This is a genomic window from Leptospira soteropolitanensis (assembly GCF_026151655.1).
Classification (GTDB): Bacteria; Spirochaetota; Leptospiria; order Leptospirales; family Leptospiraceae; genus Leptospira_A; species Leptospira_A soteropolitanensis.
Genome location: NZ_JAMQPN010000008.1, coordinates 146,621 through 165,448 on the forward strand (window position 1 = coordinate 146,621; position 18,828 = coordinate 165,448).

Below are 18,828 nucleotides of genomic sequence, written 5' to 3' on the forward strand. Positions count from 1 at the left end.
CTCATATTCCCTAAAGTAGAAGTAATGGACATTACTGGTCCCTTCGTTAGTAGTTTCGCTCGCAGTAACTACTGATCAAAGGAAATTGTGTAGTCTATTTCTAGTGGCAAAGAACCTTTTTCCCTTTCAAGCAAGTAACGAATTGATGGTTTTGCCTAACTTTGAATACTCAAATTGCCCTCGGATGGAAATTCTTATAGTCCCTGGAGGATACGGCGCCGAAGAGTTAAAGATTAGAAATCAAACAATCATTAGTTGGATTAAAGCAAAATATTCAAAAGTTAAGCATTTAGCCTCTGTTTGTACGGGAGCTTTTTTATTAGCAGAAATAGGGCTTTTAGACTACTTAGAAGTCACTACTCATTGGATGGATGTTAATACTCTAAAAAACAATTATCCACTATTAAATGTGATAGAAAACGTTAGATATACTGATAGTGGGAAAATCCTTACATCGGGTGGAATTTCCTCCGGTATCCATTTGAGTTTTTACCTTCTCCAAAAACAATTTGGTTTGGAAGTAGCAACTCGGACCGCAAAACGTATGGAATACGATTGGAGTCCAGAAAAAAGATAATTTGTAAAGATATTGATTCGTCGAGTTACGATTGATTCCCAAATTTCACGACAACCTAAACTATAAAACATATTCATTTATGATCCCTTGGTGTTAAACGACCAATGGTACTATAGCACAACTCGTTCCGGGCCGTCTTTGGCGAGAGCTCGCAAATCCTTGCGCTCGGTCGTTCTCGCTTAACGGAAAAAATGCAAGGTGTCTTGCATTTTTCTCCTACTCGAACTCTATCGCAAAATCGTTCGAACCCCAATCTTTAGTATCTTATTAAACTTTTTATTCGTACCAAATTTCCCTATGAATTCGAATCTTTTTCAGCTAAGGGTTATGGGCGCCGAAAAGCATCCACGGATGGATGCGGGCGGGAGCTCTGGCCACGGAGGGTCAGACGAACGCGAGGCACCCATAACCCTTAGCTGAAAAACTATATCGTTGAAGGGGAAATTTTTTAATGGGTGGATGACGGGATTCGAACCCGCGACGACCGGTACCACAAACCGGGGCTCTACCGCTGAACTACATCCACCGTTTCTAGAACAATCATCGACCCGAGAGGGATTCGAACCCCCGACCAACTGCTTAGAAGGCAGTTGCTCTATCCAGCTGAGCTACCGGGTCAGATAGAACCAACTGATTCGGGATGACAGGATTTGAACCTGCGACCCTCTGTACCCAAAACAGATGCGCTACCACTGCGCTACATCCCGAGAAAGTCCTTGAAACACCAGTGTTTTTGGAAGAAGGACTGTGTCAACAAAAGGGAGATTTATTTCTTCAGGTTCTTGAGTCTTTCGAGGAGAATGGGATGGTTTGGGTTCTTTTGTAGGGCTTTGCGATAGGCTTTCCAAGCTTCCTCTGGTTTTCCAATGGTTTGCAAGAAATACCCGAAGGAATCCAAATAGGCCGGATTGTTGGGATCGAGTTCCAATGCTTTTTTTAAAGACCGAATGGCTTCCGAACGTTCTTCCGTATTTAGCTTTTTTTTCAAAGCAAGCAGGTATCCAAGTGAGTTCAAACTGTTTTTGTAATCGGGAGTATGCTTTAGAATCCGTCTGTGAATTTCTATGGCCTCTTCCAAGCGATGTGTGTATTCATAAACATGGGCCAAAAAAGACAATAGTTTTGGATCATCCACAGCAACTTGCAATCTCTCTTTGATAATGGACTCGGCTGTTTCCCAATCCTTTAATTCCACAAGGGCAAATACTTTTAAGCGGTACACATTATCTAATTCAATGAATCCCGGATACTCGCTTAAGATTCGGTCCAAAACCTGAATCGATTTTTTAAAGTTTTTTGTCTGAAAACAACACAAAGCAAAATTATACAAAAGGATGGGATCTTCTGGATTTTGGAGTAAGGCCTGGTCCAAAAGATTCAGTGCCATAGCATAATTGCCTTTGTTCATATAACCGAGGTAATCTGTTTCTTCTGCCATGAGTTCTATTTGGATTGTAATTCCGCTAATCGTTTTTTTTCAGTGAGATCCAATTGGATGGGTGTAACAGGAAGTTTTCCTTGGTAATAGGCTTCAAAATCAGTGCCCGTTTCATCATCATGCCCAAGCAAACTTCCATTTAATTGAAATTCGCTGACACCTTCTATGATTTGTTTTTTTTCATACTTTTCAGAGTAACGACGCCTGCCCAGACGAGTGAATACAATTTCGTCTAACGAACCTGATCCAGAAATTTCGGGAGGAAAGTTTAGATTCCAAACTTCACCGGACTGGATTTGTGATTTGTATTTTGAAAGAAAAGATAAAACAAGTTCTGCTTCTTTCTCATAACCATCCTCTGGGTCAATCCGACCAGAACTCACAGCAAGAGAAGGAATCCCATGAAGAGCTCCATGTTTTGCCGCACCAACAGTTCCGGAATAATGGACATCATAACCCATATTCACACCCCTGTTGATCCCAGAGATCACAAAGTCAATTTTCGGAAAGATCTCTGCATACAGTCCAATGTTCACACAATCGGCAGGAAAGCCGTCGGCAATATAATGGTTGTCATTGATTCGCTCCACACGCATCCCTTGGAACACGGTAAGCGCCATAGAAGTCACAGAACGTTCTTTCAATGGTGCAATGAGATAAGTTTGATAAGATTTTCCAAGAATACGTTCTAAAGCTTTAATTCCGGCGGAAGAAATTCCGTCGTCATTTGTGATCAGTAAATTCAAACTAAAAACCGCCTGAAATCGATTGGAGTATACTAGTTGCCGTATACAAATTCATAAGAAAAGGAAATAGAATGGTAAGGCCAAGTGCATAAAACGAAAACCGAAGGGAATCACGGTTTCTTAGTTCATAGATGGACTTGAGCCCGCGAGAAACAACCAAACTGTAGAACAAAATAAAACTCAAAAGTAGAAAAAAGCCCGTTCCAAGTCCTGAAAGTCCCAAAGCATGAAATACAATACAAACAGGAGCAAATAACAAAAACAATACGACTGAGTGTCTCGCAAAAAGAATCAAAAATAAAAGTTTTGGCGATCTTCCTTTTTTTTGTACATAATAATCTGCGACCAAAGCATAAAAAAAAGGGAAAAAACGAAACAAAAACAAATTGGCAATAAAACCAAAAAACAAAAACGAAATAGTCGAAATGGTGTATGGAGCAGAAAGAATACTCATACCAACTGACAAAGACAAGGCGGAAAGGATGGAAAACATCCAACTGGATACAGGACTTGCTGCAAATGGGATTTCCTGGACCTCCTCCGAATAACGAAGGGGATCCAAAAATACCAATTCTAAAACATCAACTAAATCGAAGAAAAAATCTCTCATAACATTAATTTTCCGAGTGCTGTTGGTAAGATAACCAAAACTTGAGATTGAATGAGAGATCTGATTTTGGATACATGAGAGTTATCTCCAAAAAAGCTAACACCTATTGATTGTAAAAATCGATCGAAAGGAGAGACCTCTTGTTCAAAAAGTGGTATGAGACCATCGTATTGACAAAGTTCAGAAAGTTTTTTATGAGCCTCTCTTCTTCCACCAATGTCATCTACAAGTTTGTTACGGAACGCATCTTCGCCGGAATAAATTTTTCCTTCTGCTAATTCTTCGATGGACTTAACAGTTTTATTTCTTCCTTTGGCAACATCTTCCACAAACTTGCGATAGGTGTCTTGTAATTGTTTGCCGATCATATCATCTTCTTCGTTTGTGGAATCGCGAAATGGCGAATACATATCTTTGTATTTCCCAGCCTTATAAGTACGAACGCCCACTCCATAACGATCTAAAAGACCTTTCACGTTAGGCGCAAAGGAAATGACACCAATGGAGCCCGTAATGGTTCCGTTTTGTGCAAAAATATAATCGGAAGCTGCGGCGATATAATACCCACCGGAGGCGGCCACATCCTTCATGCTCACCACAATCTTTTTGGTTTTTCGCAGATGAAGGAGTTCGTTGAAAATTTCTTGGGAAGCAGCAACTGTTCCTCCCGGGGAATTGATCTCAACAAGGATTCCTTTGATATTTCCATCTTCTTCTAAATCACGTAATTGGCGCAAAACGGTTTCTGCCCCCGTAGAATCAAATGTGGATACCCCAGAATGGATCTCACCTACGATCGGTATGACGACAGCTCCAATTTCACTGGCTTGGAAAAGACCGCCGCCAGTCCCACTAGAGAAACGGGCAAGACTCGATCCAGATACCAAAATGGCAATTCCGAGAATTGTGGCAATGGTGGAGAACAAAAAGGAGAGAAAGAGAAGAAATTGGTTTCTTTCCATAAACTCCCACAAGCAAAACCTTACAAAAACCCGAGTCAACTTTAATAATTCTTTACTTTTTTTAGAAAAAGTTTATTTTCCTTGTACGGGCTAACCGAAAATTAGACAGGTAGTCATAGGATATATGTCCAGGCACCGCCGAGACATAAGGCCTTTACCAAGGAAGGTAGGACATGGATGTTCGTCTCAATCGTCTCCTCAACTCAGCCGAAAAACTAATCCAGGACAAAAAGGACACAAAAGATGTCTCTGGAAAGTCAGGAACTCCTGTACAAAAGTCAGATGAAAAATCCGACTTTGTTGTCAGCCTTCCTGTTCAGTATCACAATATCCAATCGCGACTCACGGAATTGCAAAAACAACTTTCCAGGGAACAATCTCGGATTGGCCTTTTGGAAGATAACACCCAAAAAGAAGATAAACTGAAAGAACTCCTTTTTGAAGGAGAACCACTGTTCCCAGAGTTAGGTGAAGGGGAAGTAACCAAACCAGAGATTTTAGAAACCAGCAAAGGGAATATTTCCAGCCTGCTTGCAGAACTAAAGAAAAAGGAAGTAGAGAGCGAAAATATCTTTTCTCTTGGTATGATGTTAAACCCAGAAGAGTTCAAAGGTAAAATCGGAACTTTGTCTGCTTCTTCTATGAAACCAATTTCTGAAACAATGGTGAAACGACTTCTCGGCAATTAATTGGAATTAAAACGTAGCCTCAATACTTTTGATTCCATTTCTGTTCTCTTCTCCTCTATGGTGGGGTCGGGAATTTTTTTCACTTCCGGGTATTTGATCAAAGAAACCGGAAATCTTTGGATTGTCCTATTCTGTTGGATTGTTGGCGGAATTTTAGCTCTCTCTGGTTCCATCACCTATGCTTATGCAGCTCGCCTCCTCCCTTTTGCTGGAGGAGATTATGTTTATCTAAGAGTTGCTTACTCTCCAGCCATTGCTTTTATGAGTGGCTGGTCATCCCTACTCACTAATTTCTCTGCTTGTGTTTCTGTACTTGCCCTCGCCTTCGGAAAGTATGTTCAAATTTTATTTCCAGAACTTCCTGTTTGGGAATCTCCCACATATACTTTGTTAGGTTTGGATTTACAGATTAGTTCCATTACCTTCATTGGTGTTTTACCAATTTTATTTTTTAGTACGCTCAACTACTTTGGAATTAAGTCGGCAGTGCGTGTACAAAATGTTTTTGCTGTCTTAAAAATTACAGGCCTGCTTCTATTTTTAGCACTCGGATTTTCGATTGGAAACACCAATTGGTCTTATTTAATCCATTCCCCTATCCCTAACCTAACGGAACTTTCTTTTTATTCCAAAGTTTTGATTGGGATTGTTCCGGTGTCTTTTTCTTATTTGGGATGGAATATGATTACCTACATTGCAGAAGAGGTAAAAAATCCAGAAAAAACGATTGTTCGTTCTGCCATTACCGCCTGTTTTCTTGTCGCAGGACTGTATTTTGTTATCAATTTGCTTTTCGTAATTTCTGCCCCTATTGAAGAATTAAGCGGCCAAGATGGGATTGGTGCCATCGCCTTTCAGAAGTTATTTGGTGTAAACTATTCAATTTTAACGACAAGTTTTATTGCTTGGGTGATTTTGGGTTCCATGTCAGCAATACTTATCGGAGGAAGCCGTGTTTACTTTGCGATGGCAAGAGATGGAGTTTTCCTTCCTTCTTTTTCTAAGATCCATCCTAAATGGCATAGTCCTTATGTTTCGATTTTTTTTCAGGCCTTTGTGGCGATTCTTTTTTTGTTTGTTAAAGAAATCGAAGCTCTGCTTTATATGATCACTTGTTCGATATTAATTCTTTCGTGCCTCACAGCAGCAACACCCTTTCGGTTCGAAAAGATGGGATTAAAATCGGATTATAAAATTCCTTTTTATCCTTTGCCCATTTTCCTTTATATTTTGGCAAATATTGCCGTGATGACAATCCTCTTTATTGAAAAACCAGTGACTGCAGGTTGGGGACTAATGATCACTCTCATAGCCCTTCCTGTGTATTATGGATTTCGATTAGATAAAAAACTGGTAAAAGTTAAGAAGTAACAAAAATCCAACTATCTAAGAAATTGCCATAAACGTTTTGCCTATGGTAGGCATCACATCATCTTTGGCAAGCACCCAAACTACATCCCCACCTTTTACCTGTGTGTTACCGGAAGGAATTAAAAATTGTTCCCCCCTGGCAATGAGTAGAATGTGCGATTGTTCTGGAAGTTTAATCTCGAACAATGCTTTATCCACCACACTGGAGTTATATGGCACAATCAACTCCTGTAAGGTCATTCCCGGAAACTCAATGTTATCAAAGTCTGTTGGATGATAAATTTTGCGATCAGGATTGACCTTTAAAATTCCGAGCCACTGCGCCACTTTCGGGATGAGGGAACCCTGGATCAGAAGTGAAACAAGGACTACAAAAAAGACAATATGGAAAAGTAAATCACCCCAAACGAGACCTTGAGCAATAGGAAACGTTGCAAGGATGATCGGTGAGGCACCACGTAATCCAACCCAAGAAATAAATAACTTTTCTTTGACAGGTAACTTAACTCGTAGAAGCGAAATAAACACAGCCACTGGTCTTGCAAAAAGAATGAGTAATACCCCAATGAGAAGTCCCGGTACCCAAATATTGGCCATACGTGAAGGAAAAACAAGAAGACCAAAACAAAGGAACATACCGATTTGCAAAATCCAAACATAACCATTCAAGAATCGAAAGATGGATTTTTTATGAATGAATTTGTTTCGGCCAACAATAATCCCGGCAATGTATACAGCTAAAAATCCATTCCCTTGGAACACTGTTGTAACTGCATAAATAAAAGGAACTGAGGCAGTAATAAAAACTAGATACAGACCATCATATCCCAGTTTGACGGAGTTCATTAGATAAAGAATGAGGATCCCCAGACTATATCCCATCATTGATCCAACAAGAACTTGCATCACAAAAAAACGAAAAAATTGGAAACCATTGAAACTCGCATCTGCAGTGATGAGATTCATAAAGATGGTTGTTAAAAGTACACCTACTGCATCGTTGGAACCTGATTCGAATTCAATGATCTTCTTTAAATGGATTGGTAAATCAGAAGAACCTGTTTTAAAGATATTAAATACCGAGGCCGCATCCGTTGCGCTCACGATGGAACCAAGTAAAAACGATTCCATAAATCCAAGAACAGGAAATAAAAAGTGGATGAGAACCCCTAAAATCAGTGCAGTAAGAATGGTTCCCACAATCGACAACCGAATACCGACAGATAAAAAGTTTTTTAAACTATCCCACTCACTTTCTAGTCCTCCCAAAAACAGAATATAAATAAGGGCAAAAATACCAATCGATTGCGCAAGGCCATAATCACTAAAATCAATTTGGCCAGGACCATCGGAACCAGCTAACATACCGAAGGTTAAAAAAATAAGTAAAATTGGAAATCCAAAACGAAAGAATAACTTACTCGATAATATAGAAAATAAGATAAGAGTAGAGATAACAAGGGCTTGTAAGGTAAAACTGTCTATCATGTTTATTCCTTAGACGATCCGAAGGGACTATCGATTTGAAGAAAGTATCTCCAAAGCCTTTGCCTTAAGAATGGGATGCACAACAAAATCATCTGGATTTAGCGGCGAAGAGGTTTTAGTTTCAGTGGATTCCACCTGATTTGCAGGTGTCGGGAGTTTCCATTTATCACGACCGAGCCAAACGGAAAGACCATAAATCATTCGTTGGAAAATTTCGTCCACCTTGTCCTGCCTGCCTGCCTTTTTATAATATCCAAAGGCCAACATAGGAAGTTTCCGATCGTACATAAAATGATCACCCAAACGAATGAGACCATCCTTGTAATCCGTTTTCAGGAAGAGTTCACGTGCTTTACGTATATCGCCTGCGTTGAAAGCGGTATTGGCTTCGCGAATCAGAGCTGCTCTTTCCTTGGAGTCCATACAAAGAGTATCGAACCAAATTCCGAAATTGACAACTTAAAAAATGTCAAAAAGAATGCAAATACCAGGAGAGAATATTATGTTGGAAGTAGGGAAAAAAGCCCCCAATTTTACCAGTGTCAACCAAAACGGCGAAAAAGTAAAACTCGCAGACCTAACAGGAAAAAATGGAGTAGTTGTTTATTTTTATCCGAGGGATATGACTCCAGGATGTACAACAGAAGCTTGTGACTTCCGAGATAATTTTTCAAGGCTCAAAAAATTTGGATTTAATGTCGTGGGAATCTCCAAAGACAATCCGAAATCGCATACCAAATTCATTGAAAAACAAGAACTCAATTTTGATCTAATCTCTGATGAATCAGGCGAAATTTGTGAAGCTTACGGTGTCTGGAGAGAAAAAGTTTTTATGGGGAGAAAGGGAATGGGTATTGTTAGATCGACCTTTCTTTTAGATAACTCTCTCAAAATCAAAAAAATCTATGACAGCGTGAAGGTAAAAGGACACGTTGAAGAAATCATCAAAGACATTCAGGAAATCCAAGGGAAATGAAAATAGAAACCTCTCCGCTCCAAATCCAAATCGGTTCCCCAAAATCTGGAACTTTTTACAAACTTATCCCCATCTTTCAAGAAGATGTCAAAGAAGAACTTGGGAAAAAATTCCCGATTCAAATCGAAACCAAAGTTTTTTCTGGAGAACTCGGAAAGGAATTTCGCGATGAAACAGAACAAACCATCTATCTAGGATTAGGTGAGAGAGAAAAACTTAATTTCAGAAAGTTTATCTCTCATTTTTTTAAATATGGAGAAAAAATTCTAAATTATGATGGAATGGGTCTTGAAATTATCATCTCCAAATCCCTTTCCAAAAAGTTTTCTGCTGATCGCATCGCTTACCAAATTGCAAACACACTATTTATAGGAAGTTATCCTGTTTCTGTTTTACAAACAAAGAAAAAAGAAAAAAAGAAAGTCGGCGCCGTATATCTAAAGTTCGAAGACAAATCTGCGACTAGTCTTGCAGAATCGGGACTATCAAAAAGTAAAATTGTCGCCAAACATGTAAATGGTGCTCGTCATATCGCACATCTTCCTGCAAACTATTTTACTCCTGATGATTTTGTTTCTCGTTCTAAGGAAATTGCAAAGGAATACAAACTTTCTGTTAAAGTTTGGGACGAACCGCAACTGAAAAAAGAAGGCCTAGGTGGAATCTTGGCTGTGGCACGAGGTTCAGAACTGAATGGAAAAATGGTGATATTAGAATACAAACCGGCCAAAGCCAAAAAGAAATTTGCTATAGTTGGAAAAGGTTTAACCTTTGATACGGGTGGAATTTCTTTAAAACCACCAGGCGAAATGCATGAAATGAAATATGATATGTGTGGGGCCGCTGCCACCATACACGCGATTGGTGCCATTGCCGCTCTCGAACTGCCGATCCATATAGTAGCTGCGATCGGTGTCGCAGAAAATATGCCAGATGGAAAAGCGATCAAACCAGGTGATGTTTATACGGCATACAATGGAACCACTGTGGAAGTGCAAAACACGGATGCAGAAGGAAGACTTGTTCTCGGTGATGTTTTATCCTATGTTTCCAAAAATTACAAACCAGACTATATGGTGGATTTAGCCACTCTTACGGGAGCTGTGATCATTGCCTTAGGTCATGAAGCGGCGGCCATCCTTACTAACTCTGATCCACTCCGGGATGCACTCTTCACTGCTTCGGAATCTTCGGACGACCGTGTTTGGGAACTTCCTCTTTGGGAAGAGTATGGGGAAGATTTAAAATCAGACATTGCTGATTTAAAAAACATCACGGGTGGTGGAAAGGGAGCAGGAACTATTTCTGCCGGGATTTTTCTTTCAAAGTTTGTAGATGAGTCAATCAACTGGGCGCATATTGATATTGCTGGTGCGGCATGGAGAAAGAAAAAATCTGGAACCCAATTCCACGGACCAACTGGATATGGTGTACGCTTGTTAGTGGATTTGGCAAACGAACTATCGAAGAAATAACCAATTCCAAATTGATTACAAAAAAAGGCGGGAGATCTTTCCCGCCTTTCAAATGATTCCTACCGATTCACTTTTATTTGAAAACTTTCGTTTTATTACTTTGTATGTTTTTTCAAAACAATTTGGTTTACACTGTACATGAGTATCACAGTGAACACAATCGCACAAGCAACCACGTATCCTAAAATATCGTATCTTTCCAAATAACCGCTAGAAGTTTGAATCACAATTAAACCCGCAACAGAAGCAGCAATTCCACCTGATATTTGTTGGATCGAAGAACTAATTGCCATGAAGGCACCACGGTCATGTAACTCGGGAACAGCGGAAGTCAATGCATTGGCAGAAATCATCCGTGCGGCGACAAAAACAAAAAGAAATGAATTTACTAAAATTACAATAGGTAATGGTGTGATTTCCATTTTTGTGTAATAGATAATAATACAAGCCGCAATAGCTGATGCAATCACAAACATGTTATATTTTCCAATTGCATCACTGAGTCTACCCATTAATGGACCACCTAACATAGAAACAACACCTGTCACCATATAAACCAAAGGTAAATCTTCTAATTTTACACCAAGGTTGTGAACAGAAAATGCAGAACCAAACGGCATTAACATAAATCCGCCTGTGGCAAGTAAGGTAGTTGCAAGAAAAGCAGGTAGATATTTCGGTTGGGTTATTGTTTTTACTAAATGATGCAATGCATGAGTATCCGTTTTGTTATCAAGGTGTGTAGTAAGAGGTTTCAAAAATATAAAAATAATGAATCCAACGGTTCCACTAATTCCTGCAATCATGAGAAATGGAGATTGCCAACCCCATAGATTGGATATAAAAATACCAATGGGTAACCCAAATACTTGGCTTGCTGCAAAAGCAGTCATAATGAATCCCATCACCCTTCCTCTCACTTGCAAAGGAAATAAATCGGCAACTATGGCAAAGGATATGGAAGATAGAACCCCCGCAAATACACCTGTCAATATGCGAGCACCAAATAAAAAGAAATAATTCGTTGCGATTCCACAGAGAAAGGTTGCGATAACGAATCCAACATAAAAGAAAAGTAACAATTTTTTGCGATCAAAGCGATCGGCGAAACCGGCAGCTAACAATCCCGATATACCTGCACTAAAAGCATAAGCAGAGACAACAAACCCAAATTGTTGTGTTGAAATTTGGAGTTCTTTCATGACCAGAACTCCCAGGGGAGATAGAATCATAAAATCAAGAACAACTGTAAACTGCAAAAATGCAAGTAAACCAACGACAAAGACATGATACGGAGTGAACTTAAAATCCATTCTATTTCCTTTTTCTGTAATATCACAAATATACCGCTGATTCTACAACCCAAAGCGGACATTTTAGGGACTCCCTGGAGGAAAAAAGAGGATTTTAAAAAAAACCAGAGGACTAGAATCAAACCTTCTTTAGCTGAAACTTTCCTTTAGCTTCAAATATTGGGGATTCTCAGGAGCAATGGATCCAAGCCTTGAGAGAATCTTTTTAGCTCGTTCCTCATTTTTCTGTAGCCGATAACATTCTATTAAATTAATAAGATTTCGAATGTGTTTGGGATCTCTGGCTCTAAGTCTTTCTCCAATTTCGATCGCCTTACTTAGATTTTTCGACTTTCGATAGGCGTAACTTAATTGTAATAAAATTTCATTGTCCGTTACAAAATAAGGAAATATAGATTCCAAAGATGCCACTGCCGAATCAAATTTCCTTAATAATAGCGAAATTCTTGACTTTTCCCTTAGTAAATTAATTCGGATATCATCCTCCAAGCTCTCATTCGCTAACATTCGTTCAATGTTTTGATAGGCTTCTTCTGCGTTTCCAGATTCTAATACAGCTTGGAGTTCTGAATATAAAAAATGATCAGATCCTAAAGAATTTAGTGAATAGGAATTCATTCGTTTGCCAGAACCCATCCACTCTAACCTAAGAAGAGTTAAATCATCGGAAAAACTTCCTATCGATTGAAGGTTCTTAACAATTTGTTCCAAATCTCCTTTTGACTCGGCGACTACTTGCAAAAATTTGGTTTCATCCTCGTTCATAATGCGAGAACCATCAGGCCCTGTTTCCAAAATCAAATCATCTCGGCCATCGGAACCAATAAAAAGAATATCTCCTTTTTCCAAAACAAAGACTCGAACCCGAACATGTCCCGCCATTCCTTTCGTACCGATTTTACGAAGTTCCAACTCGTCTTCTATAAAAGAAGCAACTCCATCTCTGTATAATACAGTCCAAGGATGTTCTGCGTTGAGATAATAAAGCACACCTGTTTCTTCTTCGACCAGTCCAAGAACAACGGAAACAAGCATAGATCCATCAAATGATTCAAAAATAGTCTGAAGTTCATAAAAACATTCTTTGATCCATCGTTCTGGAGATTTGGACTGACTTTCTAATAATAGTTGTGTTCGTTTAATAAAAGATAAAAAAACTACACCTAACACAAGTGCGCCGCCTGCCCCTTGTATGGATTTACCCATCGCATCTCCATTAATAAAAACGAAGTATTTTTTCCCATTCAGAACAATGTCATCACAAATGATAAGGTCTCCACCGATCTCCTTGGTTTTGCCTTTGAATTCGAACTCTTTTTTTTGTTTGATATACGACTGAATTCCAATCATTTCTGAATGGGATTTTTTGGATTCGTGCAGCGGATCAAGAAGGAGAGAAGTTAAAAAATAATCTCCATCTTGTTGGACTTTTAATTCCTGAACACGAGTGAGCATTTCTTGTAGCTCGTTTGTCCTTTCGACAACCTTTCGCTCTAGGTTTGCATTTAGCTCTTCTACTTGTTTGTGAACTCGCAAAAACCGATTGGCCAAAACAACAGCAATTCCTAAGACAAAAAACAAAAAACCAAATCGAGACAGATTTAAGTTTTGGATGGAAATCATTCCCGAGGCACCTATGATATCCCAAATTGCGGTGAACATTAAGAATAAAATTCCAACTAACAACCTTTTGGCGTCTTTATTATTTTTCATTACCGCACGAATAGTTATATAAAACAACACTACGCTGAATGCTAAAACCGATCCCTGCCAAACTCGTAAAAGCACAACGGAGATGGCTCTATTGACAAAAAATTGAACGATAGCAAGTGCAATGCTAAAAACAAAATATCCTTTTGTGATGCGGCTAATTCGTTTGCGAAAAAAAGTATCAACGAATAACAAAAGCCAAGGTGGAGTGAGAAATACCACAAAGTATTCTACTTTTGTGACTGTAAATGGATCCACGTCCCAATAGTAAATTGCCTGCGACCTGAAATACATATAAACCGATAAAAATACCGCAAATAAAGCGAAGTAAAGATTGTATTCCTCGTTTCGCCGTTTCCAATAAAACAAAGCGTGATAAATCCCCACAAAAAAGTATAAAAACAGAAGCATAAATGTAATATATTCATCTTCTACTTTTTCCAAGACCGTATAACGATCTATTGATGTAGTATAGTCATTAAATACTTTGTAAAAATTCAACTCCTCTCCAGGTTCCGCAGCAAGTAGGATCCGAATTTCATTTTTCCCAACTTTCAGCGAATTCCTGGAAAGTTTAATAAGGATATTTCGTTTATATCCGCTTCTAACAATATGACCATTTTCTAAAATTCCGCCCGTATCGACGAGTTCCCCATTTATGTACACTTTGTACAAATTAGATAAATTGGGAATGTGTAAGGCAAAAATATCAGCTTCCGTTTCTTTGAAATCGATTTCGGATAAAAGAAATGGTTTTACCATTGTCACTTGTTGCAAATTCCCTTCAGGGAATTCTAATTGAGATTTGATAGAAACAAGTGGTAGTGATTCCAATACAATCCAACCGGAACCCATCGGAACTTCAGACTCCCACCAACCTTTTTTGACATTCCAGTTCTTAGTCAAATCCACTGGCAAAGCCAAGAGAGATAAAGGAAACAGAAGGAAAAAGAAACAGTAAAATCTTAAATGGAATTTCATAAGGTAAAAGTTTGAAACTCTAAAGATACACCATAGGTTTCTTCAAAAAGATCTTTTTTTTCTTCCACAGACCAAATTTCTAAATTAGGATCTGTACCTTTTTGGTGATACAACCGACAGAGGACTTTTCCTTTTTCATATACAGCGTCCAATCTTTCAATGATTGATTTTTCGGATCGGTCGAGGCCGTCGCCAATGCGAAGGAAGGCTGCAAGTTTTTTGACAAGGAGTTGGTCTTCAGGTCTCAGTGCCTTAAACTCTTCGTGCTTCCCTTTGGGCCCACCCTTTCTATGATAACGAGCGATAAGAGCAATGATCTCAATTTCAGCATTGGAAAATCCCACCATTGCCTCTGAGTTTCGAATGATATAGTAACTATGTTTGTGATAATTGTGATGCGAAATGCATAATCCCACTTGATGCAGATAACAAGCTGTTTCTAAATAATCGCGTTCTAAATTTCCAAGTTGATGTAAATCCTTCAAATCATCAAACATCTGCAAGGTGGTTTTTACGACGGCAGCTGCATGTTTTTTTCCTGCGGGATAAAGATTAGCGACAGTTTTGATCGCTTTTTCTCGAATATTGTCTAGAGGCGGTAGAGTAGAATCTTTTCTGCGAAACCAAGATTCGATTGTGTCATACACAATCCCTTCCCTGAGAGCAAACTCACTCACCGTAAAGGAAAGAGCTTTGATCCTTTGTAATACTTCATCTAAAACCAAAACTCCACCAACGATGATGTCCCCTCTTTTGGAATCAAGTCCTGGAATTTTAAGCCTCTTTTTCAAACTATCAGCATCTAAAATCTGTTTACGTGCTTCTTTAAACTGATCGATTGTCACCTCGGTTCCGTTCAATCTGTCCCTTTTTTCCATCTTTTTTTCAAGAACTATGGAGGTCACAGAAGTGATCGTACCTGAACTCCCCACAACCATAAAGGGTTTCCAAGTTTCAATTTGCGGTAAAAAGGCAGATAAAACCGATTCAATATGAATCCGGCATTTTTGTATATCCGTGGCACTCAGTGGATCTTTCTTTAAATACTTTTCTGTTAACCTGATGGCTCCTAGTTTCAAACTAGTAGAAAAAAGGATCTCGCCCTTTTCTCCTACCAGAAGTTCCGTACTTCCGCCTCCAATATCAATGAGTAAGATTCGTTTGTCAAAGACCGGAAGACCCTGTAAAATCCCTAAATATATGAGGCGAGCCTCCTCGTTTCCAGAGATCACTTGGATTTGAATTCCCGTTTCCTTCTCGGCTCGGTTTAGAAATACTTGGCGGTTCTCAGCTTCCCGAAGGGCACTTGTCGCAACGGCTCGAATTTCAGCCTGATAGGAGGCAGCTAAAGACTGGAAACGTTTCAAACAAGCAAGTCCCCGATCCATTGCCTCATCCGTAATGACCGCATAATCACTGCTACCGCTCCCAAGTCTTACTGATTCTTTTTCTTTGGTAAGGTATTCGAGTGTACCATCCGGTCTTAGTTTTACGACAACGATGTGAAAGGAATTTGTGCCCAAATCAATGGCAGCAAGGATCTTTTCCGTGCGAAATGCCTGGTTTGGTTTTCTTAAGATTTGTGAGAAAGGAAGCATTTTGTATCTAACTAGCCTATCGAAAATTTTTACGGTTGAAAGCAAAAACCAGCCGAAAATTATGGGGAACGGGTAGAATTCTATTGTTTTGGTGTGAACCCACCGTAAATTCCCCCTTTCGTACTTCTTTCACCAGGATCTGATATGATATTTGATAACCTTTATGGACTTTTCTCGAACGATATGGGAATCGATTTGGGAACCGCGAACACCCTCGTGCATGTGAAAGGACAAGGGATTGTCTTATCAGAACCGTCGGTCGTGGCAGTCCAGGCCTCTACTGGTCGAGTCCTTGCAGTGGGACAAGAAGCAAAACGAATGCTAGGAAGAACTCCTGGTGACATCGTTGCCATCCGCCCCATGAAAGACGGGGTGATCGCCGACTTCGAAACTGTGGAAAAGATGATTCGTTACTTCATCGCTAAAGTTCACAACCGCACTACATTTGTAAAACCGCGCATCGTCATCGGAGTTCCTTCTGGAATTACCGAAGTAGAAAGACGTGCCGTACGTGAGTCCGCAGAACAAGCCGGAGCTCGCGAAATCTTCCTCATCGAAGAAGCACTTGCTGCTGCAATCGGTGCCAACATCCCGATCCATGAACCAGCAGGGAACATGATTGTAGATATCGGCGGGGGAACCACAGAAATCGCTGTGATCTCTCTGGGTGGTATGGTAATTGCCGAATCCATCCGCACCGGTGGGGACGAATTCGATGAAGCCATTGTGAAATACCTTCGTAACCAATACAACCTAGTGGTCGGAGAAAGAACTGCCGAGGATATCAAACTCACAATCGGAAACGCATTCGCCGACAAACGTGTCGACACGATGGAAGTGAAAGGCCGTGATGCGATCTCTGGCCTCCCACGCACCCTCGAACTTGATTCCAACGAAATCCGTAAAGCCCTCAAAGAACCAACAGACGAAATCCTAGACGGAATCAAATCGGTTCTCGAGCGCACTCCTCCAGAACTTGCCGCCGACATCGTAGAACGAGGAATCGTTCTCACAGGTGGTGGTTGCCTCCTCCGTGGTCTCGAACACTACCTCACCAAAGAAACAGGAGTTCCTGTCTTCCGTGCCGAAAACCCACTGACTTGTGTGGTGCTTGGAACGGGTCGTTACTTGGATGAATTGAAATACATCAAACCAGGGATAAGATAAGGAGTAGTTCGCATTTCGATACGGCCTTCGGCCTACTCAATGCTCCGCTTTTAGGGTCGTCATCGTTTCGGTCGTTGAGTAGTCAATCGATGATGCCGAGGTCGTTGAGTAGCGAAGCGTATCGAAACGACGAGTATTAAAATCATTTTATATAAAACCCAAAGGGAACCAAGTGATGGTTCCCTTTTTTTTTTGGGGCGCACATTTCCGGCTCTCCCTCGACGAGGGCGCTCGGTCGATCCGGGGCGCGGAGGATTGGTTTGACTATAAAATAAAAAAGGTCACTTCTCCAAAATTCATGACCTTTCTCTAAGGAGAGTTTTTTCTCTACTTGGAGATTCAAAATATTCATTTCTTCCAAAGAAGCCAAGCAAGCCTATACACCTGCCCACACCCGCGAGTCCGAGTATAAAAATATTTGGAAGAATCATTATGAGACATTTATTACAAGTTATGTGGACAAATTCGAATCTAAATTCGGAAAAATTCCAATCTGGAAGCTTCGAGAGGTGGAAAAACTTCTTACCTGTGGTAAATTCAATAGAGGTTTTGTATGGAACGAATGCAAAGATTGTAAAATTGTTTTAGCAGTTCCTTTTTCGTGTAAGAGTCGGCTATGTTTGTCTTGTTATCGAAAAAAGCTCTTTGGTTGGTCGATTCACCTTTCCAGAATCTTAAATCCTGAACTTCCACATTATCATATCGTCTTCACATTGCCAGGTAGACTGAATGAACTTCTATTTCAAAGACTTGTCAATCCACGATTTCTCAATGGCCTTGCGGCAAAGGTTTATACAAAAAGATTACGAACCATTAGCCTGACAGACAAACGTTTTAAACCGGGTATCCTTAGCACACTTCACGAAGCCGGAAATCATTTAAATTTCAATCCGCATGTCCATGCGATTGCAACGAGAGATCTTTTAAATACAACCTCTAACGGAATCAAACAAATCGATTTTATGCCTTACAAAACCGTGCGATTCGACTGGCAAAGGAATGTTTGCAAATACTTACTTCGAAAGAAATATATAAATAAAGACGAATATACTTTTTTCACGAAAAGTTATCCAAAAGGTTTCCATGTTTACTTTGAAAAAATTAACGTTCGAGAATCTGATTCCATATATCGTATCGCCCAATACATTGCCTTTGGACTTTTTCATAATAGCCAAATTCAAAAAGTAGATCAAAATAAACAAACGTTAACATTCCGTTACAAAAGCAATGTCGAATCCATCACCAAAGAAAAGTTGTATCAAAGTTTAACGATGCCGATTGATGAATTTCTTGCCCGTATGCTTTTTTTTCTTCCCAACAAACATGAGAAGTCTGTTCGCTATTATGGAATTTATGTAAGACCTGCAAAGAGGTTAAAGTTAGAATCTCAGGCCAAGAAATCTACTTGGTCAGAAGCCATTAAATCATCGTTTGATGTTAGAGATCCGCTAGCTTGTCCCATTTGTAAAAACGCAATGGAATCGAAGGTGATCTACTCTTATCACGCATCTAACAAAGAGAAGGAGCTGAAGAAAAATTACACATTGATAGATGGATACTTTTACCAAAAGCCATCGCGAGACCCACCAAAAGCTTTATAGCGGAATCTAGTTTTCCGATCTCTTCACTCTATTGTTTCCACTGTCAAAAAAATGCCAATTCTAATGGTGAGGCCTCATTATGTCTCATCTAAAATTATGTCTCATTTTTGCGAAATTTTCGCAAAA

The 18,828-nt window shown here is 39.7% G+C and carries 15 protein-coding genes, 3 tRNA genes and 1 pseudogene; 7 read left to right on the top strand and 12 right to left on the bottom strand.

Annotated elements, in window-relative coordinates:
- Positions 1–103: 103 nt before the first annotated feature.
- Positions 104–577 (top strand): DJ-1/PfpI family protein, encoded by a 474-nt coding sequence (locus tag ND811_RS15835; protein ID WP_265352861.1) that lies wholly within the window; start codon positions 104–106, stop codon positions 575–577.
- A gap of 454 nt (positions 578–1,031) precedes the next feature.
- Here ND811_RS15835 and ND811_RS15840 read toward each other — a convergent pair.
- The 7 genes and pseudogenes from ND811_RS15840 to sppA all read right to left on the bottom strand — a co-directional run.
- Positions 1,032–1,103, bottom strand: a tRNA-His gene (locus ND811_RS15840).
- 18 nt (positions 1,104–1,121) lie between these two features.
- Positions 1,122–1,195: transfer RNA gene (locus tag ND811_RS15845), tRNA-Arg, on the bottom strand.
- 17 nt (positions 1,196–1,212) lie between these two features.
- A tRNA-Pro gene (locus ND811_RS15850) sits at positions 1,213–1,284 on the bottom strand.
- Positions 1,285–1,343: 59 nt separating this feature from the next.
- Positions 1,344–2,015, bottom strand: a complete 672-nt coding sequence (locus tag ND811_RS15855) for a tetratricopeptide repeat protein (RefSeq protein WP_265352860.1) — start codon at positions 2,013–2,015, stop codon at positions 1,344–1,346.
- A 5-nt stretch (positions 2,016–2,020) separates the two neighbouring features.
- Complete coding sequence (surE, locus tag ND811_RS15860; RefSeq protein ID WP_265352859.1) at positions 2,021–2,761, bottom strand: 5'/3'-nucleotidase SurE; 741 nt, start codon at positions 2,759–2,761, stop codon at positions 2,021–2,023.
- Position 2,762: 1 nt separating this feature from the next.
- Positions 2,763–3,371 carry a hypothetical protein gene (locus tag ND811_RS15865; protein WP_265352858.1) on the bottom strand — a complete coding sequence of 203 codons (609 nt, stop codon included), beginning with the start codon at positions 3,369–3,371 and terminating at the stop codon, positions 2,763–2,765.
- A 115-nt stretch (positions 3,372–3,486) separates the two neighbouring features.
- A pseudogene (gene sppA, locus ND811_RS15870) lies at positions 3,487–4,285 on the bottom strand (signal peptide peptidase SppA); the annotation flags it as partial.
- Positions 4,286–4,506: 221 nt separating this feature from the next.
- Here sppA and ND811_RS15875 point away from each other — a divergent pair.
- The gene (locus tag ND811_RS15875) at positions 4,507–5,022 is read left to right on the top strand and encodes an LIC10415 family protein (RefSeq protein ID WP_265352856.1); all 516 of its coding nucleotides are present in this window, start codon (positions 4,507–4,509) and stop codon (positions 5,020–5,022) included.
- Positions 5,023–6,393 (top strand): APC family permease, encoded by a 1,371-nt coding sequence (locus ND811_RS15880; protein WP_265352855.1) that lies wholly within the window; start codon positions 5,023–5,025, stop codon positions 6,391–6,393.
- A 15-nt stretch (positions 6,394–6,408) separates the two neighbouring features.
- On the opposite strand, the gene ND811_RS15885 is transcribed toward ND811_RS15880, so the two are convergent.
- Both ND811_RS15885 and ND811_RS15890 read right to left on the bottom strand, forming a co-directional pair.
- Entirely contained in the window at positions 6,409–7,881 is a 1,473-nt protein-coding gene (locus tag ND811_RS15885; protein ID WP_265352854.1) for a potassium/proton antiporter, read from the bottom strand.
- A 27-nt stretch (positions 7,882–7,908) separates the two neighbouring features.
- Entirely contained in the window at positions 7,909–8,304 is a 396-nt protein-coding gene (locus ND811_RS15890; protein ID WP_265352853.1) for a hypothetical protein, read from the bottom strand.
- 79 nt (positions 8,305–8,383) lie between these two features.
- Here ND811_RS15890 and bcp point away from each other — a divergent pair, with 79 nt between their 5' ends.
- Complete coding sequence (gene bcp / locus ND811_RS15895) at positions 8,384–8,857, top strand: thioredoxin-dependent thiol peroxidase (protein WP_265352985.1); 474 nt, start codon at positions 8,384–8,386, stop codon at positions 8,855–8,857.
- Positions 8,854–10,332: a leucyl aminopeptidase gene (locus tag ND811_RS15900; RefSeq protein ID WP_265352852.1), complete on the top strand. Its 1,479-nt coding sequence runs from the start codon at positions 8,854–8,856 to the stop codon at positions 10,330–10,332. Before bcp ends, ND811_RS15900 begins: the two co-directional genes overlap by 4 nt.
- A gap of 95 nt (positions 10,333–10,427) precedes the next feature.
- Here ND811_RS15900 and ND811_RS15905 read toward each other — a convergent pair whose 3' ends face one another.
- From ND811_RS15905 to ND811_RS15915, 3 genes are all read right to left on the bottom strand, one after another.
- The gene (locus tag ND811_RS15905; RefSeq protein ID WP_265352851.1) at positions 10,428–11,645 is read right to left on the bottom strand and encodes an MFS transporter; all 1,218 of its coding nucleotides are present in this window, start codon (positions 11,643–11,645) and stop codon (positions 10,428–10,430) included.
- Positions 11,646–11,774: 129 nt separating this feature from the next.
- On the bottom strand, positions 11,775–14,336 hold the full coding sequence (locus tag ND811_RS15910; protein ID WP_265352850.1) for a SpoIIE family protein phosphatase: 2,562 nt from the start codon (positions 14,334–14,336) through the stop codon (positions 11,775–11,777).
- On the bottom strand, positions 14,333–15,934 hold the full coding sequence (locus ND811_RS15915) for a Ppx/GppA phosphatase family protein (protein WP_265352849.1): 1,602 nt from the start codon (positions 15,932–15,934) through the stop codon (positions 14,333–14,335). The genes ND811_RS15910 and ND811_RS15915 overlap by 4 nt, the downstream gene beginning before the upstream one ends.
- 144 nt (positions 15,935–16,078) lie before the next feature.
- Between ND811_RS15915 and ND811_RS15920 the strand changes: the two genes are divergently transcribed.
- Together ND811_RS15920 and ND811_RS15925 are read left to right on the top strand one after the other, a co-directional pair.
- Positions 16,079–17,101 carry a rod shape-determining protein gene (locus ND811_RS15920; RefSeq protein WP_002972591.1) on the top strand — a complete coding sequence of 341 codons (1,023 nt, stop codon included), beginning with the start codon at positions 16,079–16,081 and terminating at the stop codon, positions 17,099–17,101.
- Positions 17,102–17,544: 443 nt separating this feature from the next.
- Positions 17,545–18,702 carry an IS91 family transposase gene (locus ND811_RS15925; protein ID WP_456085679.1) on the top strand — a complete coding sequence of 386 codons (1,158 nt, stop codon included), beginning with the start codon at positions 17,545–17,547 and terminating at the stop codon, positions 18,700–18,702.
- Positions 18,703–18,828: the final 126 nt, after the last annotated feature.